General features: G+C 72.4%; 19 protein-coding genes. 7 read left to right on the forward strand and 12 right to left on the reverse strand.

Annotated features, from left to right (window positions below; genetic code table 11):
* The first annotated feature begins 20 nt into the window (after nucleotides 1–20).
* Nucleotides 21–1,565 carry a protein kinase domain-containing protein gene (locus F4558_RS28115; protein WP_167946704.1) on the forward strand — a complete coding sequence of 515 codons (1,545 nt, stop codon included), beginning with the start codon at nucleotides 21–23 and terminating at the stop codon, nucleotides 1,563–1,565.
* Here the strand turns inward: F4558_RS28115 and F4558_RS28120 are convergent.
* The 9 genes from F4558_RS28120 to F4558_RS28160 all read right to left on the reverse strand — a co-directional run bounded on the left by F4558_RS28120 (nucleotide 1,552) and on the right by F4558_RS28160 (nucleotide 12,494).
* The gene (locus F4558_RS28120; RefSeq protein ID WP_053654839.1) at nucleotides 1,552–1,887 is read right to left on the reverse strand and encodes a hypothetical protein; all 336 of its coding nucleotides are present in this window, start codon (nucleotides 1,885–1,887) and stop codon (nucleotides 1,552–1,554) included. The genes F4558_RS28115 and F4558_RS28120 overlap by 14 nt on opposite strands.
* 179 nt (nucleotides 1,888–2,066) lie before the next feature.
* Nucleotides 2,067–3,230, reverse strand: a complete 1,164-nt coding sequence (locus tag F4558_RS28125) for an acyl-CoA dehydrogenase family protein (protein WP_053654837.1) — start codon at nucleotides 3,228–3,230, stop codon at nucleotides 2,067–2,069.
* Nucleotides 3,227–5,242, reverse strand: coding sequence for an ATP-binding protein (locus F4558_RS28130; RefSeq protein WP_167946706.1), 2,016 nt, complete (start codon nucleotides 5,240–5,242; stop codon nucleotides 3,227–3,229). Before F4558_RS28130 ends, F4558_RS28125 begins: the two co-directional genes overlap by 4 nt.
* A 70-nt stretch (nucleotides 5,243–5,312) precedes the next feature.
* On the reverse strand, nucleotides 5,313–6,914 hold the full coding sequence (locus F4558_RS28135; RefSeq protein ID WP_053654833.1) for an acyl-CoA carboxylase subunit beta: 1,602 nt from the start codon (nucleotides 6,912–6,914) through the stop codon (nucleotides 5,313–5,315).
* Nucleotides 6,911–8,107 carry an acyl-CoA dehydrogenase family protein gene (locus F4558_RS28140; RefSeq protein WP_167946708.1) on the reverse strand — a complete coding sequence of 399 codons (1,197 nt, stop codon included), beginning with the start codon at nucleotides 8,105–8,107 and terminating at the stop codon, nucleotides 6,911–6,913. Before F4558_RS28140 ends, F4558_RS28135 begins: the two co-directional genes overlap by 4 nt.
* A complete protein-coding gene (locus tag F4558_RS28145; RefSeq protein ID WP_245242434.1) occupies nucleotides 8,104–9,762 on the reverse strand; it encodes an acyclic terpene utilization AtuA family protein in 1,659 nt (552 codons plus the stop codon). The genes F4558_RS28140 and F4558_RS28145 overlap by 4 nt, the downstream gene beginning before the upstream one ends.
* A 56-nt stretch (nucleotides 9,763–9,818) precedes the next feature.
* Complete coding sequence (locus tag F4558_RS28150) at nucleotides 9,819–10,616, reverse strand: TIGR03084 family metal-binding protein (RefSeq protein WP_053654829.1); 798 nt, start codon at nucleotides 10,614–10,616, stop codon at nucleotides 9,819–9,821.
* Nucleotides 10,617–10,653: 37 nt separating this feature from the next.
* The gene (locus F4558_RS28155) at nucleotides 10,654–11,259 is read right to left on the reverse strand and encodes a TetR/AcrR family transcriptional regulator (RefSeq protein ID WP_053654827.1); all 606 of its coding nucleotides are present in this window, start codon (nucleotides 11,257–11,259) and stop codon (nucleotides 10,654–10,656) included.
* A 557-nt stretch (nucleotides 11,260–11,816) separates the two neighbouring features.
* A complete protein-coding gene (locus F4558_RS28160; protein WP_007466162.1) occupies nucleotides 11,817–12,494 on the reverse strand; it encodes a Crp/Fnr family transcriptional regulator in 678 nt (225 codons plus the stop codon).
* A gap of 143 nt (nucleotides 12,495–12,637) precedes the next feature.
* On the opposite strand from F4558_RS28160, the gene F4558_RS28165 reads away from it, so the two are divergent.
* The 6 genes from F4558_RS28165 to F4558_RS28190 all read left to right on the forward strand — a co-directional run bounded on the left by F4558_RS28165 (nucleotide 12,638) and on the right by F4558_RS28190 (nucleotide 18,015).
* The gene (locus F4558_RS28165; protein WP_053655067.1) at nucleotides 12,638–13,300 is read left to right on the forward strand and encodes an adenosylcobinamide amidohydrolase; all 663 of its coding nucleotides are present in this window, start codon (nucleotides 12,638–12,640) and stop codon (nucleotides 13,298–13,300) included.
* A 56-nt stretch (nucleotides 13,301–13,356) separates the two neighbouring features.
* Entirely contained in the window at nucleotides 13,357–14,532 is a 1,176-nt protein-coding gene (locus tag F4558_RS28170; RefSeq protein ID WP_053654825.1) for a CapA family protein, read from the forward strand.
* Between the two features lie 41 nt (nucleotides 14,533–14,573).
* Nucleotides 14,574–15,362, forward strand: a complete 789-nt coding sequence (nth, locus tag F4558_RS28175; RefSeq protein WP_312877407.1) for an endonuclease III — start codon at nucleotides 14,574–14,576, stop codon at nucleotides 15,360–15,362.
* Nucleotides 15,359–16,084 carry a TlpA family protein disulfide reductase gene (locus tag F4558_RS28180; protein WP_053654822.1) on the forward strand — a complete coding sequence of 242 codons (726 nt, stop codon included), beginning with the start codon at nucleotides 15,359–15,361 and terminating at the stop codon, nucleotides 16,082–16,084. The genes nth and F4558_RS28180 overlap by 4 nt, the downstream gene beginning before the upstream one ends.
* Nucleotides 16,081–16,773, forward strand: a complete 693-nt coding sequence (locus tag F4558_RS28185; RefSeq protein WP_167946714.1) for an NUDIX hydrolase — start codon at nucleotides 16,081–16,083, stop codon at nucleotides 16,771–16,773. Before F4558_RS28180 ends, F4558_RS28185 begins: the two co-directional genes overlap by 4 nt.
* A 63-nt stretch (nucleotides 16,774–16,836) precedes the next feature.
* The gene (locus tag F4558_RS28190; RefSeq protein WP_053654818.1) at nucleotides 16,837–18,015 is read left to right on the forward strand and encodes a MarP family serine protease; all 1,179 of its coding nucleotides are present in this window, start codon (nucleotides 16,837–16,839) and stop codon (nucleotides 18,013–18,015) included.
* A gap of 21 nt (nucleotides 18,016–18,036) precedes the next feature.
* Here the strand turns inward: F4558_RS28190 and F4558_RS28195 are convergent, their stop codons facing one another.
* The 3 genes from F4558_RS28195 to eccCa form a co-directional block, all read right to left on the reverse strand.
* Nucleotides 18,037–18,834: a phosphatase PAP2 family protein gene (locus F4558_RS28195; protein ID WP_167946716.1), complete on the reverse strand. Its 798-nt coding sequence runs from the start codon at nucleotides 18,832–18,834 to the stop codon at nucleotides 18,037–18,039.
* Nucleotides 18,835–18,877: 43 nt separating this feature from the next.
* Nucleotides 18,878–20,224, reverse strand: a complete 1,347-nt coding sequence (gene mycP, locus F4558_RS28200; RefSeq protein WP_167946718.1) for a type VII secretion-associated serine protease mycosin — start codon at nucleotides 20,222–20,224, stop codon at nucleotides 18,878–18,880.
* 74 nt (nucleotides 20,225–20,298) lie between these two features.
* On the reverse strand, nucleotides 20,299–24,276 hold the full coding sequence (gene eccCa / locus F4558_RS28205; protein WP_167946720.1) for a type VII secretion protein EccCa: 3,978 nt from the start codon (nucleotides 24,274–24,276) through the stop codon (nucleotides 20,299–20,301).
* Nucleotides 24,277–24,281 lie beyond the last annotated feature (5 nt).

Here is a 24,281-nt window from a genome sequence, read left to right on the forward strand (position 1 = left end):
GGGTTGGGTATTTTCGAGCAGTGACCGACACCCCGACCGGCCGTTCGCGGGTGCCGATCGTGCCCGGCTTGACTGATTTGCGGGTTTTTGCCCGGGGCGGATACGCGACCGTCTACCAGGCCACCCAGATCTCGGTGGGGCGTGAGGTCGCCGTCAAGGTGGAGAACCGCACGCTCGACAGCGAGCGCGACCAGGCCCGGTTCCTGCGCGAGGCGCGGGCCGCCGGGCGGATGTCGTCCCATCCGCACGTGGTGGACCTCTTCGATGTCGGGGTCACCGTCGACCAGCACCCCTACCTGATCATGGAACTGTGCGACGGGTCGTACGCCGAGCGGATGCGTACCTCGCCGCTCGGCCCGGTGGAGGCTCGCGATCTCGGCATCAAGATCGCCGACGCGCTGGCCCACTCGCACGCGGCCGGGGTGCTGCACCGCGACGTCAAGCCGGCGAACATCCTCTACTCGCACTTCAACTCGGCGGTGCTCGCCGACTTCGGGCTGGCCGTTCTCGCGGAACACCGGGACCCCACAGTCACCTTGGAGGTGCTCACCCCGGCGTACGCGCCACCGGAGATGTTCAGCCACAGCCCGCCGTCGCCGGCCGTCGACGTGTACGCGCTCTGCGCCACTCTCTACGCGGTGATGCACGGTCGGCCGCCCCGCTGGCAGTCCGAGCGCAACCCGAGCCTGGTCACCGTGCTGGAGATGTTCAACCAGCAGGTCCCCAGCCTGCCCGGCGTACCTGACGAGCTGATCGAGGTGCTGCGCGCCGGCATGGCCAACGACCCGGCCGAGCGGCCCTCCGCGCTCGAACTGCACGACCTGCTCACCCACCTGCCGTTCGGCTCCCCGCCGAAGCCGGTCAGTGGCGCCCCGATCAGCGGGAGCCCGATCAGTGGTGGCCCGATCAGTGGTGGCCCGATCAGCGGCGGCGCGGCCCGGCCCGGCCCGTACGTCGCCGGCCAGCCGGTACCTCGGCCGCCGGTCGAGGAAACCCAACCGACGACCCCCGACAGCCGGCGCTGGCGGCGACGCTGGTTCCTCGGCGGCGCGGGAGTGCTCGCGCTCGCCGCCTCGGCGACCACCGGGGCGTGGGTGGCCAGCAGCGCCCCGCCGCCCAGCCCGTCTCCCCAGGTCAGCCAGGCCGGTGCCCCGGCGACCGGCGCGCTGCCCGGCTGCACGACGGGTGCAGGTGCGCCGGCGGCCCTGCCCAGCGGTGCCCGGTGCCTGCCCCAACTGGAGTGCTTCGGCCCCATGCGGATCCGCGGCGACCGCGCCGAGGCCGTCCGGGTCCCCTGCGATTCCCGGCACACCTGGGAGACGTACGCCGAGGGGATCCTGCCGGTGTCGCTCGTGGGCGCGCCCTACCAGGAGGTGATCGCCGCCGAGCCGGTCCGGCAGGTCTGCGGCACGACGACCTTCCGTGTGACCACCGGGATCAACGAGGCGACCGGATGGCGCCTGGAGGTGCTACCGCCGGTGGACGGCAGTGTCGACCGGACCTACCGGTGCCTGGCCGGGCGGGGCGTCGACGCGCTCGCCGGCCCCACACTCACCGGTCGCTGAAGCCGCTGGGTGTCCCGCGTCGGTCCCGCACCGCGCGCAACGCGGCCCGGCTGTCCAGGGCGTCGAGAGTGTCGGCGTCGATCCCGTACGGCATCAACTCCGGGGGCCCGGCCGACCGGTCCGGCGGCTCCGGCTCGTCGTGCTGCCGGGCGGCGGACACGGCCACACCGGCGATGATCGTCAGCAGCACGACGAGCAGCGCGAGGACCACGCCGAGGAGATCCTGGCGGCGCCACACGACCAGCAGGACCAGCAGAACGAGGGCGCCCAGCGCGGCGATCGCCGCTACTATCCGCGGGTCGGGCCTGGCCAGTCGATTCACCCCCCAAGCATGCCGTGACCTGGCCGGCTGTCAACCGGAGAGGGCGTTCCGCCGCGCCGATTTTGGCCGCTTGGCCCGAGATGGGCGGGCCGAGTCGACACGTAGCGGGCCCGGGTCGCTACTCCCGGTGCCCCACTCGCCGTGCCGAAGCCGGCCCGCGCCTCGCCGCGTCCGTTGATCTAGTAGGACTTGTCCTGGCCCAGGACGTGCTGGGCCACGAAGTTGAGGATCATCTCCCGGCTGACCGGGGCGATACGACCCGCCCGGACGGCGCCGAGCAGGGTCGCCACCCCGTACTCGGTGGTCATGCCGGCCCCGCCGAGTGCCTGGACGGCGGTGTCCACGGCGAGCGCTGCGGCCTCCCCGGCGGCGTACTTGGCCATGTTGCCCGACACGCCCGCCTCCAGGTCACGGCCGGCGTCGTACAGGGTGGCCGCCTTCTGGATCATCAGGCGGGCCAGTTCCACCTGCACCGCCGCGTGCGCCAGCGGGTGCGACACGCCCTGGTGCGAGCCGATGGTCCGGCCGCCCCACACCTTGCGGGTCGCGGTGTAGTCGGTGGCCCGTTCGATGGCGTACCGGCCGGTGCCGGCACCCATCGCGGCCACCGTGATCCGCTCCGGGTTGAGCCCGGCGAAGAGCGCCGGCAGCCCGGCGTCCAGCGATCCGCCGACCAGCGCGTCGGCGGGCAGCCGCACGTCGTCCAGGTAGAGCAGGAACTGGTTCTCCGGAGACAGGATCTCCATGTCCAGTTTGGAGCGGGTCAGCCCGGGCGCGTCGGTGGGCACGAGGAACAGCGTGGGCTTGAGCTTGCCTGTGGACGAATCCTCGGTGCGGGCCACCACCAGGACGTGGCCGGCCTCGTCCACCCCGGAGATGTAGCACTTGCGGCCGGAGAGCAGCCAGTCGTCGCCGTCGCGGCGGGCCACAGTGGCGAGCCTGTGGAAGTTCGAGCCGGCCTCCGGCTCGGTGATCGCGAAGACGATCTTCTCGGAGCCGTCGGCGAGGCCGGGCAGGTGCCGCTTGCGCTGCTCCTCGGTGCCGTGCCGGTTGATCACCGTGGCCGCGATGGCGGGGGACACCACGAGCAGCAGCAGCGGGCAACCGGCCGCCGCCAACTCCTCACAGACGATTGCCAGCTCGGTGATGCCGCCGCCCCCACCGCCGTACTCGGTGGGGATGTTGACCCCCAGGTAGCCGAGCTGGCCGGCCTCGGCCCACAGCTCGGTGGTGTGCTCGCCGGCCTTTGCCTTCTCGACGAAGTAGCCGTGGCCGTAGCGGCGGCCCAACGCCCGCACGGCGTCGCGCAGCTGGTCCTGCTCGGGGGTGAGGTCGAAGCTCATCGGGGGTCCTCCTCGGGGTTCGACGGCGCGGGGTCGACGCCGTCGATGACAGCCAGCACGGCACCGGTGCGCACCTGACCGCCGGCGGGCACCGGCAGTTCGGCGACGACACCGTCGGTCGGGGCGAGCACGGGATGTTCGAGCTTCATCGCTTCCAGCGTGAGCAGCAGGTCGCCGGCCGCGACCCGCTGGCCGACCTCGACGTGCACCTGGGTCACCGCGCCGGGGAGCGGCGCGAGCAGCGACCCGGCCGCCAGCTGCGCCGTGGGCAGCGGGAAACGCGGCAGCTCGGTCAGGCTCGCCGACCCGTCGGGGCCGTCCACGAAGACCTCCGACAGCACCCGGTGTACGCGGTACGCGCGCCGCACCCCGTCGACGTCGAGCACCACCCGGTCCGGGGTGGCCTCCACCAGCGCCACAGCGGGAGGGTCGGTGTCGGCGGGATCGGTTGACCATTCGGCGAGCCCGCCCCGGCGGTCCAGCCGGTAGCGGACCTCGATCTCGCCGTCCGGCCCGGTGAACCGGGCGATCTGCGGGACGGCCGCCACGTTGCGCCAGCCCGACGGCAGCCCGGCCAGCACCGTCGCGCCCGCTCGGCGCCCAGCTGCCGATGCGAGCGCCGCAGCCAGCGCGGCAAGCGGCAGACGGTCGGCGGGAAGCAGCGCCGTGAACACCTCCGGGTGCCGGTCCAGGAACCCGGTGTCGATGTCCGCCGCGCCGAACTCGGGGCTGCGCAGCACACGGACCAGCAGATCCCGGTTCGTGGCCACCCCGTGCAACTCGGCCCGCGCGAGCGCGCCCGCGAGAGCCCGGGCCGCCTCGGCGCGGGTGGGTGCCCAGGCGACAAGCTTCGCCAGCATGGAGTCGTAGTGGACGCCGACCACGGAACCGTCCACCACACCCGAGTCGAGCCGCAGACCCGCCCGCTGAAGACCGCCGAACTCGCAGTCGACACCGGGTACGGCGAAGCGGTGCAGGACACCCGTCGCCGGGCGGAAACCCTGAGCGGGTTCCTCGGCGCAGAGGCGTACCTCGATCGCGCAGCCCCGCGCGGACGGAGACCTGGCCTCCTCCGGCAACGCCGCGCCCTCGGCGACAAGCAGTTGCAGCCGGACCAGGTCCAGCCCACCGGCGGCGGTCAGCTCGGTGACCGGGTGCTCGACCTGGAGCCGGGTGTTCATCTCCAGGAAGTAGATCGCCCCGTCCGGCGCCAGCAGGAACTCGACGGTGCCGGCGCCCACGTAGTCGACAGCCCGGCCCGCCGCCACCGCCGCCTCGTGCAGGCGCTCCCGCACGTCCTCGGGGATGACTCCCGGTGCCTCCTCGACGATCTTCTGGTGTCGGCGCTGGATCGAGCACTCCCGCACACCGAGCGCTGCCACCGTCCCGTGCGTGTCACCGAAGATCTGCACCTCGACGTGCCGGCCGCGCTCGACGTACCGCTCGATGAAGACAGTGCCGTCGCCGAACGCCGCAGCCGCCTCGCGGCGCGCGGATGCCACGGCCTCGGCCAGCCCGGCGGTGTCCCGGACGATCCGCATGCCCCGGCCGCCGCCACCGGCGGACGCCTTCACCAGCACCGGAAAGTCGGTGACGTCGGCGGCGTCGGTCCAGCTCGGCAGCATCGGCACGCCCGCCTCGGCGAGCAGCGACTTCGCCGCCAACTTGTCGCCCATGGCCGCGATCACCTTGGCCGGCGGGCCGACCCAGGTCAGCCCCGCGTCGGTCACCGCCGCCGCGAACTCGGCGTTCTCGGCCAGAAATCCATAACCCGGGTGGACTGCGTCCGCGCCGCTGCGCCGGGCCGCGTCCAGGATCAGATCGACCCGCAGGTACGTCTCGGACGGCGTGTCACCGGGCAGCCGGACCGCCTGGTCGGCCTCGGCGACGAACGGCGCGTCGGCGTCCGCGTCCGAGTGCACGGCGACCGTCTCCACGCCGAGCGCCCGGCAGGTCGCGAAGACCCGGCGGGTGATCTCCCCCCGGTTGGCGACGAGCAATCGGTTGATCATGTTGGCTGAGCCTGCCTCTCGTTCGCCGGTGCGGGATTGCGGTTCGCTGCTTTCCTCGTGCTCACGGGGGCTACATCCGGAAGACGCCGAAGCCGTCGGCGCCCTTCACCGGTGCACTGTGGATCGCCGAGAGGCAGAGCCCGAGGACGGTACGGGTGTCGCGCGGGTCGATCACCCCGTCGTCGTAGAGCCGGCCGGACAGGAAGAGCGCACCGGACTGCGACTCGATCTGCTGCTCGACCATCATCCGCATCGCCGCGTCGGACTCCTCGTCGTAGTCGCGCCCCCGCGCGGCAGCGGCCTGCCGGGCCACGATCGAGAGCACACCGGCGAGCTGCGCCGGGCCCATCACCGCCGACTTCGCGTTCGGCCAGGTGAACAGGAACCTCGGGTCGTACGCGCGACCGCACATGCCGTAGTTGCCGGCCCCGTACGACGCGCCGAGGTTCACCGTCAGGTGCGGCACCGTCGAGTTGGACACCGCGTTGATCATCAGCGCGCCGTGCTTGATGATGCCGCGCTGCTCGTACTCAGTGCCCACCATGTAGCCGGTGGTGTTCTGCAGGAAGATCAGCGGGGTGTTCGAGGTGTTCGCGAGCTGGATGAACTGCGCCGCCTTCTGCGCCTCCTCGCTGAACAGCACACCCCGGGCGTTGGCGAGCACACCCACCGGGTAGCCGTGCAGCTCACCCCAGCCGGTGACAAGCGCGTCCCCGTACGTCGGCTTGAACTCGTCGAAGTCGCTGCCGTCGAGGATCCGGGCCAGCACCTCGCGGGGATCGAACGGCACCTTCAGGTCGGCGCTGGCGATGCCGAGCAGCTCCTCCGGGTCGTACTTCGGTGGCTGCGGCACAGCCGTACGCGGCGACGGACCCGACTTGTGCCAGTTGAGCCGGCGTACGCACTGCCGGGCCAACCGGATGCCGTCCCGCTCGTCGGAGGCCAGATGATCGGCAAGCCCGGACGTGCCGGCGTGCATGGCCGCGCCGCCAAGCGACTCGTCGTCGGTGACCTCACCCGTGGCCATCTTCACCAGCGGCGGCCCGGCCAGGTAGACCTGCGACCGGTCCCGAATCATGATCACGTGATCGGACATCCCAGGCACGTACGCGCCACCCGCAGTGGCGTTGCCGAAGACCACGCTGACAGTGGGGATCTTCGCCGCGGAGAGCCGGGTCAGGTCGCGGAACACCCGCCCGCCCGGAATGAAGATCTCCGCCTGGGTCGGTAGGTCCGCACCGGCCGACTCGACAAGGTTGACCATCGGCAGCCGGTTGGCCAGTGCGATCTCGCCGGCCCGCCGGGTCTTGGCGAGCGACCACGGGTTGACCGCGCCACCGCGTACCGTCGGGTCGTTGGCAACGATCAGGCACTCCACGCCCTCGACCACGCCGATGCCGGTCACCACGCTGGCGCCCACCGGAAAGTCAGTGCCGTACGCCGCCACCGGCGACAGCTCCAGAAACGGGCTGTCCGCGTCGAGCAGCAGTTCGATGCGCTCCCGGGCCAGCAGCTTGCCCCGCTTGTGGTGCCGGGTCACGTACTTCTCGCCACCGCCCCCGCGGGCCTGGTCCAGCGCCGCGTCCAACTCGGCGAGCCGCTCCAGCAGCGCTGCCCGGTTCGCCACGAAGCCGGGCGCTGACGGGTCGACCGAGGTGTCCAGTGTGGTCACAGGCCCATCCCCTTCACGATGATCTCATTCATGATCTCGGTGGCACCGCCGCCGATACCGAGGAGCCGGGCGTCGCGGTAGTGCCGCTCCACCTCGGCGTCACGCATGTAGCCGAACCCTCCGTGCAGCTGCAACGCCTGGTCGACGACCTGGTCGCAGGCGGCCACCGCCACGTTCTTGGCCATCGCCACCTCGGTCACCACCGGCTCGCCGGCCGCCACCCGGACCGCGACCTCGTGCACGTACGCCCGCGCCGCCTCGGCACGGGTGTGCATCTCGGCCAGCCGGTGCCGGACCACCTGCCGGCTGGCCAGCGGACGCCCGAAGGTCTCCCGGTCGCGGCACCAGCGCACGGCCAGCTCGACGCAGCGCTGCGCTGTGGCGTACGCCTGGGTGGCGAGCGAAAGCCGCTCCGCGGCGAAGTTCTGCATGATCGCCAGGAAGCCGGTGTCCTCCTCGCCGATCCGGTTCGCCACCGGCACCCGTACGTCGACGAACGACAACTCGGCGGTGTCCGAGCAGTGCCAGCCCAGCTTCTCCAGCCGACGTCCGACAGTGAACCCGGGGCTGTCCTTGTCGATGACCAGCAGGGAGATCGAGCCGCTGCCGGGGAAACCGGTGCAGACAGCAGTCGTCACGAAGTCGGCCCGATGCCCGCTGGTGATGTACGTCTTCGACCCGTTCACGACGTAGTGGTCGCCGTCGCGGCGGGCCGTGGTGCGGATGCCCGCCACGTCCGAACCGCCGTCCGGCTCGGTGATCGCCAACGCCCCGATCATCGTGCCGGCCAGCGTGGGCCGGACGTACCGCTGGACGAGGTCGTCGTCGCCGGGCGTCGAGGTGCCGCCGAGCATGCCGCCAAGCGAGCCGCCGATGCCCACGCCCGCCGCCGCCACCATGTGCGGCAGCGCGATGCCGTGCGTGAACAGGGCCGCGATCAGGCCGGACGACCCGCCGGAGCGAATCACCTCCTCGGTCACGATGATCGAGTCGAGCAGGTCACCGCCGCTGCCGCCGACCGACTCGGGGAAGCCGATGCCGAGCAGCCCGAGCTTCGCGGCGCTGGCGTGCAGGGCCCTCGGCACCTCGCCGGCCTTCTCCCAGTCGTCCAGGTGCGGCAGCACCTCCCGGGTCACGAAGGATCGGGTCAGCTCGCGCAGTTGCCGCCGCTCCGGGGTGTCCACGATGCTCATGCCGCCGTCTCCCTGCCCGCTGCCGAAGGACCTGCCGGCACGCCCGCCGGCAGGTCGACGAGCCGGGAGCGCAGCAGCTCACCGAGCGCCTTGGCCTGCGGGTCGAACCGGGTGGACGCGGCCACACCCGCTCCGAGCAGGCCCTCGATCACGAAGTTGACGGCACGGAGGTTCGGCAGCTCGTACCGCCGCACCACAAGCGACGCCGTCTCCGGAAGCAGTTCCGCAAGCCGTTCGACGGTCAGCCAGCCGCGCAGCCACGCGTACCCGTCGTCGGAGCGTGCCCAGACACCCAGATTGGCGTCGCCGCCCTTGTCTCCGGAGCGGGCGCCGACCAGCTCTCCGAGCGCGCCGCGGCGGGTCGGGCCGTGGCCCGTCACCGCGTCGGCCGCCGCCGCGTCGCCCGGCGAAGCCTCCCCATCCGGGGGCGGCGCGGGGACGGTGTGGCTCGGGGGAGCGATCGGCACCCGCTCGCCTCCTGGCAGCACCGCCACGTGCGACACCTCGTCCTGCGGGACGGTGTCGGCGGTGAAGACGCCGTACGGCGTCGCGTCGCCCGGCAGGGTGGTGAGCGTGCAGCCCGGGTACGACGCCAGTGCCAGCTCCACCGCGGCGGCCGAGAAGGCCCGCCCGGCCCGCGTACGGTCGGTGTCGCGCAGGTGTACGTGGAGCAGGGCGCTTGCCGCCTCCGTGTCGACGGCGTCCGGGTGGTCGGTCCGGGCCAGTGTGAACTCCAGCCCTTCCTTGCCCACCGCCTCCACCATCTGACCTCGGACCAGTGCCGCCTTGGCCTCGATGTCCAGCCCACAGAGGACGAAGGTCATCGAGTTGCGGAAGCCACCGAGGTTGTTGACGCCCACCTTCAGCGTCGCCGGCGGCGGAGTGCCCCGGACGCCGGAGATGCGGACCCGGTCCGGCCCGTCGGGGCTCAGCGTCACCGAGTCCAGTCGGGTGACGACGTCCGGCCCCAGGTACGCCGGCCCGCCCACCTCGTAGAGCAGCTGTGCGGTGACCGTCTCCACAGTGACCGCACCGCCGGTGCCCAGGTGCTTCGTGAGCACCGCCGAGCCGTCCGGGTGCACCTCGGCGATCGGGAAACCGGGCCGGCGAGCGCCGTCGGGCAGTTCGGTGAAGAAGCTGAAGTTGCCGCCGGTGACCTGCGCGCCACACTCCAGGAGGTGCCCCGCGACGGTCGCCCCGGCCAGCTCGTCGAAGGCGTCGCGACCCCACCCGTACCGGGCGATGGCCGGACCGACCACAAGCGACGCGTCGGTCACCCGACCGGTGACCACGACGTCCGCCCCGGCGTCGAGGCAGGCGGCGATCCCGAACGCGCCGAGGTAGGCGTTCGCGGTCAGCGCGTCGGGCCGCTGGAGCGCGTCGCCCTCGACGTACCCGACGCGCACCGGCACGCCCAGCCGACCGGCGAGGGCTTCGACTGCGGCGGCCAGGCCGGCCGGGTTCAGCCCGCCGGCGTTCGTCACGATCCGCACTCCCCGGTCGAGGGCCGTGCCGAGGCAGGTCTCCAACTGGCGAAGGAAGGTCTTCGCGTACCCCAGGTCGGGGTCGCGCATCCGGTCACGGCCGAGGATGAGCATTGTCAGCTCGGCCAGGTAGTCGCCGGTCAGCACGTCCAGGTCGCCGCCGTCGATCATCTCCTGCCAGGCGGCGAACCGGTCGCCGTAGAAGCCCGAGGCGTTGCCGATGCGGATCACGCGGCGGCTCCGTTCCGGCCGGCCGGCTCGCGACCGGCGCCGGGCGGGCCTGCGAATGCCTGCGCCACGTCGAGCCACTCGTCGGCGACCGGGCCGGTCGCCAGCAGGGCGAGATCCGCGCGGTGCCGACGCTGGGTGACAAGCAGGCAGAAGTCCCGAGCGGGACCGGTCAGCCGATCGGAGGCGTCCGCCGGACCCCAGACCCACGTGTCGCCGCCGGGGCCGGCCAACTCGACCCGGACCGGCGCCGTCGGCACCTGTCGGCCCTGGGCGGCAAAACCGTGCCCGAGGGTACGCACACCGAGGTGTGCCACGTGCCGGAGCCGGTCGGAGGCGGGGCGGACCACACCGAGCGCGTCGGCCACGTCCTCGCCGTGCGCCCAGGTCTCCATGATCCGGGCGGTCGCCATGGAGGTGGCCGACATCCGGGTGCCGTACCACGGCAGTTTCTCGCCGGCCGGGACCGCCGCGAGCGCGTCGGCGAGCGCAGCTCGGCCGGCCCTCCAGCGGGCGAGCAGGTCGGCGGGCGGCGCGAGGAACTCCTCCGCGCCGTCGTCGACCAGGCGGGACGGGTCCGGAGCGTTCATCACCGTCGCGTAGAACGCCTCGGCGTCGGTGGCTGCCAACACCGCCACGTGGTCGGTCCAGGCGAGGTGGGCGATCTGGTGGCCGATGCTCCAGCCGGGCGCCGGGGTCGGGCGTGCCCAGTCGACAGCCGGCAGCGGGGCCACCAGGGCGTCCAGGTGGGCGGACTCGTCGGCGAGATCCGCGAGCAGGTCGGTGAGGTCGACCATTGTGCCTCCGGTCGGTGCGGGCCGGTGCGGCCGGTGGTCAGGGCGTGAGCAGGGTGGCGAGCTGGCGCTTCCAGGTGACGAGGAGCGCGGTGCGGCGGGCCGAGTCGTCGCTGAGCAGGTTTGCCACGCCGAGCCCGCGGAGCAGGTCGAGGGTGGCCTGCACCGCCTCCCGGACGCCGGGTCGGCGCTCGTCGACGCCGAGCAGCGAAACGGTGAGCCTGTGCATCTCCCGGCCGACCATCGCCTCCAGCGGCATCAGGGCGTCGCGAAGCTCCCGGTCGGTACGGGCGGCGACCCAGAGTTCGAGCGCGGCCACGAAGAGCGGCCCGGTGAACGCGGCGGCGAGCAGATCGATCACCCGGTCCAGCCGCTGCGGGCCGGCGGGCAGGGCCTCCGCCTCGGTGCGCAACTCGTCGGCCCGGCGTTCGGCGAGGTGGGCGACAGCGGCCGTGACCAGGGCTGCCTTCGTGGGGTAGTGGTGCAGCTGCGCGCCTCGTGAGACACCGGCCCGGGCGGCGACGACGGTGGTCGTGGTGCCGGACCAGCCGTGCTCGATCAGGCAGTCGACTGTCGCCTCCAGCAGACGGGCCTGGGTGGCGCGACTGCGCTCCTGCTGCGGGACGCGCGTCGATGCGGCTGACATGCGGCACAGCCTGCCGGCTCAGAAACAAACAGTCAAGACTGACTTTTTTGTGGCGCTCGGCGTGGGCGGAGCGGGGCGGAGCGGGGCGGAGCGGGGCGGGACGGGGCGGGACGGGAGGGGATGGGACCTGTGTGCGGCAGCTCCTGTAGAGCTGCCCCACGGATGGGGCAGGTGCCGACGTCACCGGCGGGGGTCCTGGGTGGTTGGTTGCCCGGCGAGCGGGCCAGTCGAGTGGCCCTCTGTCTTCAGACGAAGGAGTCCTGGTCGTGCTCGCCTATCCAGTCGGACTCAGGGGCCCCTGAGTCGCGTCCCGTCTCGACTGAGTCGCGTCGCCCTCGCCCCACATTCGGGGCAGCTCTACAGGCAGCACGGACCTTTCCCGGTGCCCGACCCGCCCTTGAGCACGGACCTTTCCCGGTGCCCGACCCGCCCTTGAGCACGGACCATGGACCGAGGGCCGTCACCTGGTCGAGGTACACGTCGGCCAAGGCATCGTCGGGCAGACGAAACGTCCCCGCCGTCCGTCGGTGACGGAAGGCGGGGACGGGACGTAGCGCTCAGACGCGGGCGCGGCGGGCCAGGCGCTCCGGGTCGAGGATGATGATGCTCTTGCCGTCCAGCCGCAGCCAGCCACGCGAGGCGAAGTCGGCGAGCGCCTTGTTCACCGTCTCGCGGGAGGCGCCGACGAGCTGGGCGATCTCCTCCTGGGTGAGGTCGTGCGTCACCCGCAGGACGCCACCGTCGCGGGTGCCGAACCGGCCGGCCATCTGGAGCAGGTTCTTGGCGACCCGGCCCGGCACGTCCGTGAAGATCAGGTCGGCGAGCGAGTCATTGGTCCGGCGCAGCCGCCGTGCCAGAACCCGGAGCAGCTGCTCGGCGATCTCCGGGCGGTTGTTCAGCCACGGCCGCAGCGCCTGCTTGCGCAGCCGTACCAGCCGGGTGTCGGTCACCGCGGTGGCGGTCGCCGTACGCGGACCCGGGTCGAAGAGCGACAGCTCACCGACCATGTCCGACGGCCCCATCACCGCGATCAGGTTCTGCCGCCCGTCAGCCGCGCGGCGGCCAACCTTGATCTTCCCGGACAGCAGGATATAGAGACTGTCACCGGGCTCGCCCTCATTGAAGACGATCTCGCCCTTGCGGACCTCGATCGTCTCCATCTCCTTGGCGAGCGCCTCGGCAGCTTCCGGGTCGACACCCTGGAAGATCCCGCTGCGGGCCAGTACCTCATCCATCGCGCACCTCCGGTTGCGCGTGCCGTCCGTCGGCCGGGTCCGCCGTCCGCTGATCCCCTCGCGCGCCGCCAAGTCTAGGCGCACATGAGCATGAATCAGAGGTCGCCCCTGGAATCTTGATCGGTGGGCGTAACCTGCCCGACGTGCTGACCGAGCCGACTCTGACCAGCCGCCCCGAGGACGGGCGGCATATTCCGCTGCTCGTCTGGCGTGCCGACGGCCCGCTGCGAGCGGTCAGCAGTGGCCCGCTCGGCGGTGGAATCGGCGTGCGGCACTGGGTGCTGAACGCGACGGTGCCCATGTCGTACGACCGGGAAGACCCTGCCGCTCACCTGAGCGCGCTCGCCGCGGACCTGGCCCTCGACGGGCCCGGGGTCGGTCTGCTGACCGGCGTGGACGTGACCGAGGTGGTGGCCCGGACCGACACCGGGGTGCGGGCCTGGGCGACCGTCGGGCTCGGCACGCCGGTGCCCGCCGCCGCGCCGGCGGTCACCGCGCTCACGCAGCACGTCGGCACCGTCAACATCGTGGTGTACGTGCCGGCGCGGCTCGCCGACTCCGCTCTGGTGAACGCCGTTGCCACCGCCACCGAGGCGAAGACCCAGGCGATAAGCGAGCTGGGGCTGGCCGGAACCGGCACTCCCACCGACGCGGTCACAGTGCTCTGCCCGGTGGACGGGCCGGAGGCCGCGTACGGCGGGCCGCGCTCCACCTGGGGCGGCCCGCTGGCCCGAGCGGTCCACGCCGCGGTGCGTGCCGGCGGCGAACGGACCGTCGTGCCCTGGTCGGACAGGCTGACGGGCTGAAACTTCGACCGATCGGCCCTCGTCGGCGAGTTTACGGGCCGGTAGCCTCGCGAACGATGTACGCTTCCGCCCCCCTCGCGCCCCGCCCACACCGCCGCGTCGCCCTCGGCCTCGCCGCGCTGCTGGCTGCCCTTCTCGTAGCCGGCTGCGCCGAGACCGCAGAGGCCCCGGTCTGGCAGCCGGGCATCGGCGGCGGTGGCACCGGGGCGCCGGTGACCACGGACGGCCCGAAGGCCGGCGGTGACGCCCCGGCGCCCGATGGGGACGCGATCTCGCTCTCCGCGACCGGCGACATCATCATGGGCAACGCTCCGAACCGGCTGCCCGCCGGTGGCGGTAAGGGCTTCTTCGACTCGGTGACCCGGGCACTCAAGGCGGACCTCGTCATGGGCAACCTGGAGGAGCCGCTGACCGTGGACACCGGCACCGGCAAGTGCGGCGCCAACTCGACCCGGTGCTTCCAGTTCCGGGCTCCGCCGGAGTACGCCGCACACCTGCGTGACGCCGGCTTCAACCTGCTCAACCAGGCGAACAACCACGGCTACGACTACGGCCCGAAGGGCTACGAGAACACCCAGAAGGCGCTGGAGAAGTACGACCTGGAGCACACCGGCGCGCCGAACCAGATCACCGTGGTGGAGGTCAAGGGCGTCAAGGTGGCGGTGGCCGGCTTCTCGTCGTACGTCTGGTCCAACAGCCTCGTCGACATCGCCAAGGCCAAGGCTGTCGTCGCCAAGGCGGCCACCATGGCCGACCTGGTGGTGGTGCAGGTGCACATGGGCGGCGAAGGTGCCGACAAGACCCGGGTGAAGCCGGGTACCGAGATGTTCCTCGGCGAGAACCGGGGCGACCCCGTGAAGTTCTCGCGAGCCATGATCGACGCCGGTGCGGATCTGATCGTCGGGCACGGGCCGCACGTGCTGCGCGGTATGGAGTTCTACAAGGGGCGCCTGATCGCCTACAGCCTGGGCAACTTCGCCGGTGGCGGTAACTCGCTGAGCAACGCCGGGCGGCTCGGCTGGGGCGGCGTGTTGAAGGTGTCCCTCAAGCCCGACGGCAGTTGGGCCGGCGGCTCGTTCACCTCGACGTACATGAACTCCGCGGGCAAGCCGACGATGGACCCGGACGACAGGGGTCTGGGCCTGATCACGGAGCTGAGTCGCACCGACTTTCCCAAGACCGGCGCCCGGTTCGACACCGACGGCAAGATCTCCGCGCCTACCGCCGGTTGACCCGAGCAGGAACGTCCGGGCGGCGACGTAGGCTGGCCGTCGTGACCAGTAGTCCTCCCGGTGCCAGCGAGACCGACCTCGGGCGCAAACGCCGTGCCCGCAAGATCGGTCGGGTGCTGGCCGAGACGCACCCCGACGCGCACTGTGAGCTGGACCACTCCAACGCCCTGGAGTTGGCCGTCGCCACGATCCTCTCCGCGCAGTGCACCGACAAGAAGGTCAACGAGGTCACCCCGAAGCTCTTCGCCCGCTACCCGAGCGCAGCCGCGTACGCCGCTGCGGATCGGGGCGAGATGGAGGAGCTGATCCGGCCCACCGGCTTCTACCGGAACAAGACCGACTCGCTGCTCAAGCTCGGGCAGGCCCTTGTCGACAGGTACGACGGCCAGGTCCCCGGCCGCCTCGCCGACCTGGTGACGCTCCCCGGGATCGGTCGCAAGACCGCGAACGTCATCCTCGGCAACGCCTTCGACGTCCCCGGGATCACCGTCGACACGCACTTCCAGCGACTGGTCCACCGGTGGGGGCTGACCGCCGAGACAGACCCCGTCAAGATCGAGCACGCGATCGGCGCGCTGTACGAGAAGCGTGACTGGACAATGCTGTCGCACCGGATCATCTTCCACGGGCGACGGGTCTGTCACGCCCGCAAGCCCGCGTGTGGCGCGTGCACGCTCGCGAAGCTCTGCCCGTCGTACGGCACCGGCCCGACCGAGCCGACCGCCGCCGCCAAGCTGCTCAAGGGCCGTCGGGCACGCGACCTGGCGGTGGCCGCCGGTGTCGACCCGGAACTGGTGCCCGCCCAGGCGGTCGCCGCGGAGGTGCCGTGAACCGGCGTCTCGCCCTGCTCGCCCTGCCGCTGCTGCTTGCCGTCGCAGGCTGCACCGGTGGCACTACCGACGACGACCCCGCGCCGAGGCCTGTCGCCGCCGAGCGCCCGTCGCCGTTCGAGGACTGCGCGGCGCTGAGCACGCCGCCCGGGGCCGGGTCGCCCGGAGCCGGCACGACGAGCCCCGGTGCAACGGCCTCCGCGTCGCCGGCCTCGGGCACGACAGCCTCGGCGTCGCCCGACTCGGGCACGACGCCGTCCGCGTCGCCGGCCTCAGGCACGGGAACGTCACCTCGCGGTGAGGTGCTGCCGGAGCTGACACTGGCCTGCTTCACCGGGGGCGCTCCGGTCGAGCTGCGGTCCGTCGCCGGCCCCGCCGTGATCAACATCTGGGCGTCCTGGTGTGGGCCGTGCCGCAAGGAGCTGCCCGCCTTCCAGCGACTCAGCGAACGTGCCGACGGTCAGCTCCAGGTCGTCGGGGTCAACACCCGGGACAGCCGGCGCGGTGCCCAGTCCATCGGTGAGGACTACGGCGTACGGTTCCCGATCCTGGTGGACCAGGGCGACGCCCTGCAACGCGAGTTGAACCGCAACGCCTTCCCGCTGACCCTCTTCGTCGACGCCGACCGGCGGATCCGGCACATCGACGCCACGGGCGCGCTCGACGACGCCCAACTCGCCACGTTGGTCCGCACGCACCTCGGCCTGAAGGTGTCGGCGTGACCCGTCGACCGCCCGAGTGGATCGAGCCGCTGCTGACCCGGCTGGGCACCGCCCGCGCCGAGGACTTCACCCGGCTGACCACCCCCGCCGAGGGTGGTCGGGAGAGCGCCGTGCTGGTGCTGCTCGGTGAGCAGCCCGGTGTGGGGCCCGACGTGCTGGTGCTGCAACGGGCCGCCAACCTGCGCAATCACGCAGGCCAGCCGGCCTTTCCCGGCGGCGCAGCCGACCCGGAGGACGCCGACGTACGCGCTACCGCGCTGCGCGAGGCGAACGAAGAGGTCGGCCTGGACCCGGCAAGCGTGACAGTGCTGGCCGAGCTGCCGAAGCTGTGGATACCGGTGAGCGACTTCGTGGTCACGCCGGTGCTGGCCTGGTGGCACGATCCGCACCCGGTGCACCCCCGGGAACCCGCCGAGGTGGCGCACGTGGCCCGGTTGCCGGTCAGCGAACTTGTCGACCCGGCCAACCGGATGCGGGTGCGTCACTCCAGCGGTTGGATCGGCCCGGCGTTCTCGGCGCGCGGCATGCTCGTCTGGGGGTTCACCGCCGGGGTGATAGCCACACTGCTGGAGATGGGCGGCTGGGCCCGCCCGTGGCCGCGAAACCGGGTGGTGGATCTGCCGCCGACCGGGGTGACACCGGCGCCGTCGGCCGGCACCGACGAGGTCGACGAAACCGCCCTGCGCTGACCACGCGGTCACCTTCCGCAAGCGATGGTCATCTGGCGGGCGCACTGCCCGTACGCTTGACCCGTGTCCGTCGTGGATCTCGTCCTACTGCTGCTCATGCTCGTGTTCGCGATCAGCGGATACCGCCAGGGTTTCGTCATCGGCGTCACGTCGTTGTCCGGATTCTTCCTGGGTCTGCTCCTCGGCCTCCAGGTCGGGCCGCTGTTCGCCCGGCAGTTCGTGGATGCCGGCACCCGGGTGCTGGTCTCCCTGGTGGCGATCTTCGGACTGGCGGTGATCGGCCAGGCGCTCGCCGGCTGGCTCGGCTCGCACCTGCGTAAGACGATCACCAGCCAGGTCGGCAGGCGGATCGACGACGTCGGCGGGGCGTTCGTCTCACTGTTCGCGGTGCTGCTGCTCGCCTGGCTGGTCGCCGTACCACTCGGTTCGTCATCGGTCCCCTGGCTCGCGGCAGCGGTGCGCAACAGCACCGTGATCACGGTGGTGAACGGGATCCTGCCGGAGCAGGCACACCGGCTCTCCACAGCGCTTGAGGACACCGTCGACACCGACGGTTTCCCGGACGTCTTCGGTGACCTCGCGCCCACCCGGGCCCGGCAGGTCGACCCGCCCGACCCGGCGTTGGCCGGCTCCCAGGTGGTGGTCAACGGCCAGCGGTCGGTGGTCAAGGTGCTCGGTTCCGCGCCCAGCTGCTCGCGCCGCATCGAGGGCTCCGGGTTCGTCTACGCCGACGACCGGGTCATGACCAACGCGCACGTGGTCGCCGGCACCCGTTCGGTGGCGGTGGAACTGGGTGGGGAGCGGTACGACGGTCAGGTGGTGGTCTACGACCCCAACAGGGACCTGGCCGTGCTGCTGGTGCCGGGGCTGCCCGGCCCGTCGATGCGATTCGCCGCTGGCAACGCGGGCAGCGGCTCGGACGCCATCGTGCTGGGCTTCCCGCTCGACGGCCCGTACAACGCGCAGTCGGCGCGGATCCGTGACGTCGACAAGATCAAGGGACCGGACATCTACTCTTCCGGCGACGTCACGCGGGAGGTCTACACGATCCGGGCGCTTGTGCGCAGCGGCAACTCCGGTGGCCCGCTGCTCTCCGCCAACGGCCTGGTGCTCGGTGTGATCTTCGCGGCGGCGGCCGACGATCCCAACACGGGCTTCGCGGTGACCGCCGCCGAGGCTCGTCCGGTGGCGCTGGCCGGCGCCGAGCGCAATCGGGCCGTCTCCACCGGCGAGTGCACCTGAGGGTGGCCCCCTGCGGGCGTCTCAGCCGCCGGTAGACCGTTTGTCGGCCTCGGCGGCCCCGACATCGCCGCCGCCATCGCGGTGGACCGGCCGGGGACCGGTGTGTGCCCGCCAGATCGTGAACGCGGCGGCGGTCGCCGCGATCACCGCCAGGCCGAGTAGCCAGCCGCCGACGACGTCACTCGTGAAGTGCACACCGAGCGCCACCCTGCTCAGCCCGGTCACCACCGCGATCAGGGCGGCGGCGACCCAGAGCGCGACCCGCGCCGCCGCGCGTCCGACGTACGGCAGGAACACCACAAGGAGCACCCCGGCGGCCAGGGCGGCGTTAAGCGCGTGCCCGGAGGGGAACGAGTAGCCGGCGGCCCGTGCCACCGGGTCGAGCAGCTCCGGCCGGTCCCGACCGACGAGCAGCTTGAGCAGCGGACCGAGCGATCCACCGACCACCATGGTGGTCGTCACCCAGAGGGCGAGCCGGCGGGCACCCCGGCGCAGCAGCCAGATCACCACGAGCAGGGCGACGGCCCGCAGCGGCATGGGCGCGAACACGTCGGTCCAGACCCGCATCAGGGTGACCCAGGCCGGGTGGTCGAGCGCGTAGGCGTGCAGAGCCTCGGTGACCGCCTCGTCCACCCGGCGCAGCGGCGTCCAGGCCCGCAGCACCAGCAGGGCGAGCAGGGAGAACGGCACCAGCACGAGGAACGCCGCCGTCGCCGCAAGGGTCAGCCGCAGACCCCGCGCGTGGTCCGGGTCGAGACGGCGACGCCGCCAGGACGGTGGCCTGGCGGCTTCGAGGGTACGAGTGCCGGACGTGCTCATAGGGGGAGATCTACCCCGCTCGGCCGGTGCTCAGCCCTGCCGATCAGCGGGTGCGCTGACGGATGCGGCGCACCATCAGGGCCGCGCCCGTGACCAGGGCGGCCAGCAGCACAGCACCCGTCCACAGTTGCTCCGGCGGGGAGTCTTCGGCCAGACCCGCCGGTCGGGCCGTCCACCCCGTCTGCTGCCGTGGGGCGGTGAATCCGAGGGGGTCGCTGCCGGCGCCCTCCACCGGGTCGTCGTCGGCAGTGCCCGGCGCCGGGCCGAAGCCGACCACACCCGGCGACGTCTGATCGTCGAGCGGGTTGGCTGTCACCGGCGGCACCTCAGCGGTCAGCGCGGCCACCGGGTCGACCACCCCGTACCCGAAACGATCGTCGCGACCGGTCGGGCCGAGGTCCCGGGCGGTGGCCAGCAGCCGGTTGACCACCTCACCGGCGGGCATCTGCGGATAGCGCGACCGGACCAGCGCGGCGGTGGCCGCCACCAGGGGTGCGGCGAAGCTCGTGCCCTGCACCCGCCAGTAGCCGGTGGGAGGTCGGGCGCCGACCAGGCCGGTCGCGGGGGCGGTGAGCACCGTCGCCCGACCGGTGATCGACCCGGACCACAGGTTGTCGCTGCCACCGTCGAGGCCGGCGACCGCGATCACACCTGGCTCGCGGGCCGGGTACCAGACCTTCGAGTTGGTCGAGGTGGCCAGGTTGCCGGTGCAGGCGACCACCACCACGTCCCGGGCGAAGGCGTAGTCGAGAGCCGCTGCCAGGGCCGGGCTGTCGCCGCTGCCACCAAGCGACAAGTTGATCACGCGGGCGCCGTTGTCGACAGCCCACCGGACCCCCTTGGCGACGATCAGCGCGTCGTCGTAGCGGTTATCCTCGTCGAGAACCCGCACCGGCAGGATCCGGGCGTCCGGAGCAAGGCCGACCACGCCCCGCTTGTCGTCCTTGCGCCCGGCGATCAGGCCCGCGACTGTCGTGCCGTGGCCCACCGGGTCCGGACCGGCGCCGCCTGCGGGACCAACCAGGTCCACACCGCGCAGCACCTGGCCGACAAGGTCGGGATGAGAGCCGTCCACTCCGGAGTCGACCACAGCGACTGTCACGCCCCGGCCGGTCGAGGTGCGCCAGGCCGTCTCGGCGCGCAACTCGTCGAGCTGCCACTGCTCGTCGCGGACCTGGTCGGTACGGGTGACGACATCGCCGGGGGCGAACGCCATCGGCGCGCCGGCGAGCTGCCCGCCGGCGGTGGGAGCCTCGACGGACGCGGCGAAGGGCACGGCGGTCGGCGCCGCGACGGCGAGGGCCGCCGCCACACCGAGCAGCGCCCGGCCGGCGACCCGCCGGGCCGCAGCCGGACAGCTGTGCCGAACCCCAGTCACATCCCCAGCCATTCACCCCGACGGAACCATGACGATCGGAGATTACCGGTTTCCCCACCCGTCCCGGGAGGAACCGCGAAGACGGGTCATGGTGGCGGCAGGTGGGCGAGCTGAACGAGGCGTACACCCTCTCGCCGGGTGACCAGCCGACCACGACCCGGCGGCAGCGGGCCGGGCCGCACCGGCCCGACGAGCGCGCCCTCGTCCGGGCTTCCCGCCATCACCAGACCGGCTGTCGACAGTTCCCGCAGCCGCTGCACGATCGGCTCGTACTGGGCCCGGCCCGCCCCGCCCGTGCGGCGGGCCAGCACCAGGTGCAGCCCGACGTCCCGGGCGTGTGGCAGGTGCTCCTCCAGCGCCCGCAACGGGTTCGCCGGACCGGCAGCCACCAGGTCGTAGTCGTCGACGAGCACGAACAGCTCCGGCCCCGACCACCAGGACCTGTCGCGCAACTGCTGCGGAGTGACCTCCGGGCCGGCGGCCCGCCGCTCCAGATAGCCGGCGGCCGACTCGACCAGGTCGGCGGTGTGCGCCGCCGCGGTGCCGTACCCGATCAGGTGTGGCGTCTCGATGGCGTCCAGCAGGCTGCGTCGATAGTCGACAAGGATCACCCGGGCCTGCTCGGGCGTGAACCGGGTGATGATCGAGGTGGCCAACGCCCGCAGGAACGACGACTTGCCGCACTCCGCGTCGCCGAAGACCACGAAGTGCGGCTCGGTCGCGAAGTCGAGCAGCACCGGACGCAGGTCCGCCTCGGCGATCCCGATCGGCAGCCGCAGCCCGGTCGCCGCGGCGAGATCCAGTTCGGTGTACGGCAACACGGGCGGAAGGACCCGCACCCGGGGCGCGGCAGGGCCGGTCCAACTGTCGGCGACCCGCTTGACCAGATCGGTGGTGTCCCCGCCCTCGGCGGTGAGCTGCGGCAGCGCGGTCAGGAAGTGCAGGCTCTCGGCCGTCACACCCCGCCCGGGCTGCTCCGGCACGTTCGCCGCTGCCCTCCGCGCCACAAGCGAATCCGCCGGGTCGCCGAGGCGCAGCTCCAGCCGGGAGCCGAACAGGTCCCGGATCGCCGGACGGAAATCCAGCCAGCGCAGCGCCGTCGCGACGACGTGCACCCCGTACGACAGGCCGCGGGTGGCCAGGTCGGTGACCAGGGGCTCCAGATCGTCGTACTCGCCACGGACGGTGCTCCAGCCGTCGATCACCAGGAACACGTCGCCGAACGGGTCCGCTCCCGGCTGGCTGGCCGCGCCCACGGCGGCCCGACGCTGCCGGTACGCCGACATCGACTCCACGCCCAGCTCGTCGAAGCGGCGCTCCCGCTCGGCCAACAGCGTGGTCATCTCGCCGACGGTTCGCCGAACGGCGGTCGGATCGGCCCGACCCGTCACCCCGCCCACATGTGGCAGGTCCCGCAGTGCCGCCAGGCCACCGCCGCCGAAGTCGAGGCAGTAGACCTGCACCTCGGCCGGGGTGTGGGTGAGCGCCAGCGCGCAGATCAACGTCCGCAGCGCCGTGGACTTGCCGCTCTGCGGCGCGCCGATCACCGCGACGTGCCCGGCCGCGCCGTCCAGCGCCAGCCAGAGCAGATCGCGGCGCTGCTCCAACGGCCGGTCCACCATTGCCACCGGCACGCCGAGCGCGCCGTGCAGCTCGGGGTTGCCCACCGTGAGCCCGCGCGCCGGATCCACCTCGACCGTGCCGAGCAGTTCGTCCAGGGCGGGCGGCTCACCGAGCGGCGGAAGCCAGACCTGGTGCGCGGGCGGACCCTGCCCGACGAGCCTGTCGACAAGCAGGTCGAGCAGGGTCTCCCGGCTGCTCTCGTCCTCGGCCACCATCGGCAGCGCCAGAGTGGCCGGCTCCGGCAGCGGCACCGTGTGGGTGGTGAAGGTGAGCAGACGCGCATCCGCCCCGGCTGCGGCACTCGCCGACGTGGCCCGGCGGCGGACCGCGCCGGAGACGTACGCGGCCTTGAACCGGGCCAGTGGGTCGGTGCCGGCGCGCAGGTAGCCGTGGCCCGGTGAGCGGGGCAGCTCGTGCGCGTCCGGCACGCCGAGGACCGTACGGGACTCCAGCGCGGAGAACGTGCGTAGCCCGATCCGGTACGACAGGTGGGTGTCGAGGCCGCGCAGCCGGCCCTCCTCCAGGCGCTGGCTGGCGAGCAGCAGGTGCACGCCGAGCGACCGACCCAACCGGCCGATCTGGACGAACAGGTCGATGAAGTCGGGCTTGGCGGAGAGCAGCTCGGAGAACTCGTCGCAGATCAGCAGCAGCGACGGCAACGGGGCCAGCGGGGTGCCGGCGGCACGGGCACGCTCGTAGTCGCGCACGCTTGCGAAGTTGCCGGCCCGGCGCAGCAGCTCCTGCCGGCGTACCAGCTCGCCGTTGATCGCGTCGACCATCCGGTCGACAAGCGGCAGCGCGTCGGCCAGGTTGGTGATCACCGCGGCGGTGTGCGGCAGCCTGCCGAACGGGGCGAAGGTGGCGCCGCCCTTGAAGTCGACAAGGACGAAGTTGAGCTGCTCGGAGCTGTGCGTGGCGGCCAAGCCCAGCACCAGCGTGCGGAGCAGCTCGGACTTGCCGGAGCCGGTCGCGCCGATGAGCAGGCCGTGCGGACCCATCCCGTCCTGCGCGGACTCCTTGAGGTCCAACTCGATGGCACCTCCGTCGGCGCCCACCCCGATCGGCACCCGCAGGCGGTCCCGGGCCGAGCGGGGTGCCCAGCCCTGCTCGGCGGTGAAGCTCTCCGGGTCGCCGAGACCGAGCAGCTCCGGCAGGCCCAGCTCGGCGTGCAGCGGCGCGTCCGGACCGCGTGCCGTGCCGGCGAGCCGCAGCGGTGCCAACCGTCGGGCGACCGCCTCGGCGTCGGTCAGGTCGAGCTGATCGGCGATGCCCACCTCCGCATGGCCCTCGATCGAGAAGGAGTGCAGCCGCCGGCCGCGCAGCTCCAGCAGCAACGCGTACCTGTCGAGCAGGCGAGGTGGCGGAGTTTCCAGGTCCAGAACGGTGACCGCGTCGATGCCGCCGTCACCTGTCAGGTCGCTGGCGCCGGTCAGGTCGCCGCCGTCGAGGACCACCACCACGTGCGGACCGTCTGTGGCCGTACCGGCCGGGCTGAACCGGGAGCGGCTTGCCAGTACGTCGCCGAGCAGCCGTTCCAGGTCGGCGACCGAGGTGGTGACCAGCCGCACCGCGCCGAGCGCGTCGGTGCGCACGGGGTGGTGGGCGTGCGGAAGCCACTTCACCCACTCCCACTCGGCTCGGCGTTCCGGCCCCGCGCAGATCGCGATCAGCAACTCGTCGGCGGCGTGGAAGACCGCCAGCTGGGTCAGTACGGCCCGGACCAGGGACTGCGCCGCCGGGTCGCCGGTGTGCGGCCCGCCGGTGGCCGGCGTGCTGCCCGTGCCGCTGCGCACGTGCACCCGGGCGAAGCTGCGCAGCGACAGGGCCACAGGCAGTTCCGGCACCACCGAGTACGCGTCCAGGAAGCGGCGCAGCGCACCTGCGGTCATCGGCTCCAGCTCCTCAAGCGGCCGGGTCACCGGTGGGACAAGGGGGGTGGCGAGCGTCTGCGGCCCGACGGCGACCCGTACGACAGCGAAGTCCGGGTCAGCGGGACGCCGCTCCCAGACCCGGTGGCTGTCCACAGTCGACCAGAGGCGGCCCGGATCCGGGTGCCGGTAGTAGAGCCCTGCCCGCTGTTGCCCGGCCGTCTGCCGGACCCGGCGACGCAGGGTTGCCAGGTGGCGCAGGTACTCCCGGCGGGCCGCCATCATCTCCGACTTCTTCGGCATGCCCGAGGCGCTGCCCCAGGACGTCACGAGCATCGCCAGTGAGGAGAGCCCGAACATCCCTCCCACCACGTACGAGTAGGCGCCGCCACCCCTGCCGAACATCATCGCCATCGCCACGGTGCCGCCAAGCATGGGCAGCAGCATGAGCATCTGCTGCCACCGTCCACCGGTCACCGCGGGGATCTCCGGCGGCGCCTCGACCGGCAGGTCACCGGCGGGGATCTCCGGTGCCGGCCGGCGCGGCGGACGCTTGATGATGACTGTGGACACTCGGC

Origin of the sequence: Micromonospora profundi (genome assembly GCF_011927785.1) — a bacterium.
Lineage (GTDB): Bacteria > Actinomycetota > Actinomycetes > Mycobacteriales > Micromonosporaceae > Micromonospora > Micromonospora profundi.

Excerpts from the sequence above, each read along its gene's own strand:
- F4558_RS28170 (WP_053654825.1), top strand. The coding sequence starts at position 13,357 with ATGTACGCTTCCGCCCCCCTCGCGCCCCGCCCACACCGCCGCGTCGCC.
- F4558_RS28150 (WP_053654829.1), bottom strand. The coding sequence starts at position 10,616 with ATGGTCGACCTCACCGACCTGCTCGCGGATCTCGCCGACGAGTCCGCC.
- F4558_RS28130 (WP_167946706.1), bottom strand. The coding sequence starts at position 5,242 with ATGATCAACCGATTGCTCGTCGCCAACCGGGGGGAGATCACCCGCCGG.
- F4558_RS28145 (WP_245242434.1), bottom strand. The coding sequence starts at position 9,762 with ATGATCGACGGCGGCGACCTGGACGTGCTGACCGGCGACTACCTGGCC.
- F4558_RS28155 (WP_053654827.1), bottom strand. The coding sequence starts at position 11,259 with ATGTCAGCCGCATCGACGCGCGTCCCGCAGCAGGAGCGCAGTCGCGCC.
- F4558_RS28140 (WP_167946708.1), bottom strand. The coding sequence starts at position 8,107 with ATGAGCATCGTGGACACCCCGGAGCGGCGGCAACTGCGCGAGCTGACC.
- F4558_RS28160 (WP_007466162.1), bottom strand. The coding sequence starts at position 12,494 with ATGGATGAGGTACTGGCCCGCAGCGGGATCTTCCAGGGTGTCGACCCG.
- F4558_RS28195 (WP_167946716.1), bottom strand. The coding sequence starts at position 18,834 with ATGAGCACGTCCGGCACTCGTACCCTCGAAGCCGCCAGGCCACCGTCC.
- mycP (WP_167946718.1), bottom strand. The coding sequence starts at position 20,224 with ATGGCTGGGGATGTGACTGGGGTTCGGCACAGCTGTCCGGCTGCGGCC.
- F4558_RS28125 (WP_053654837.1), bottom strand. The coding sequence starts at position 3,230 with ATGAGCTTCGACCTCACCCCCGAGCAGGACCAGCTGCGCGACGCCGTG.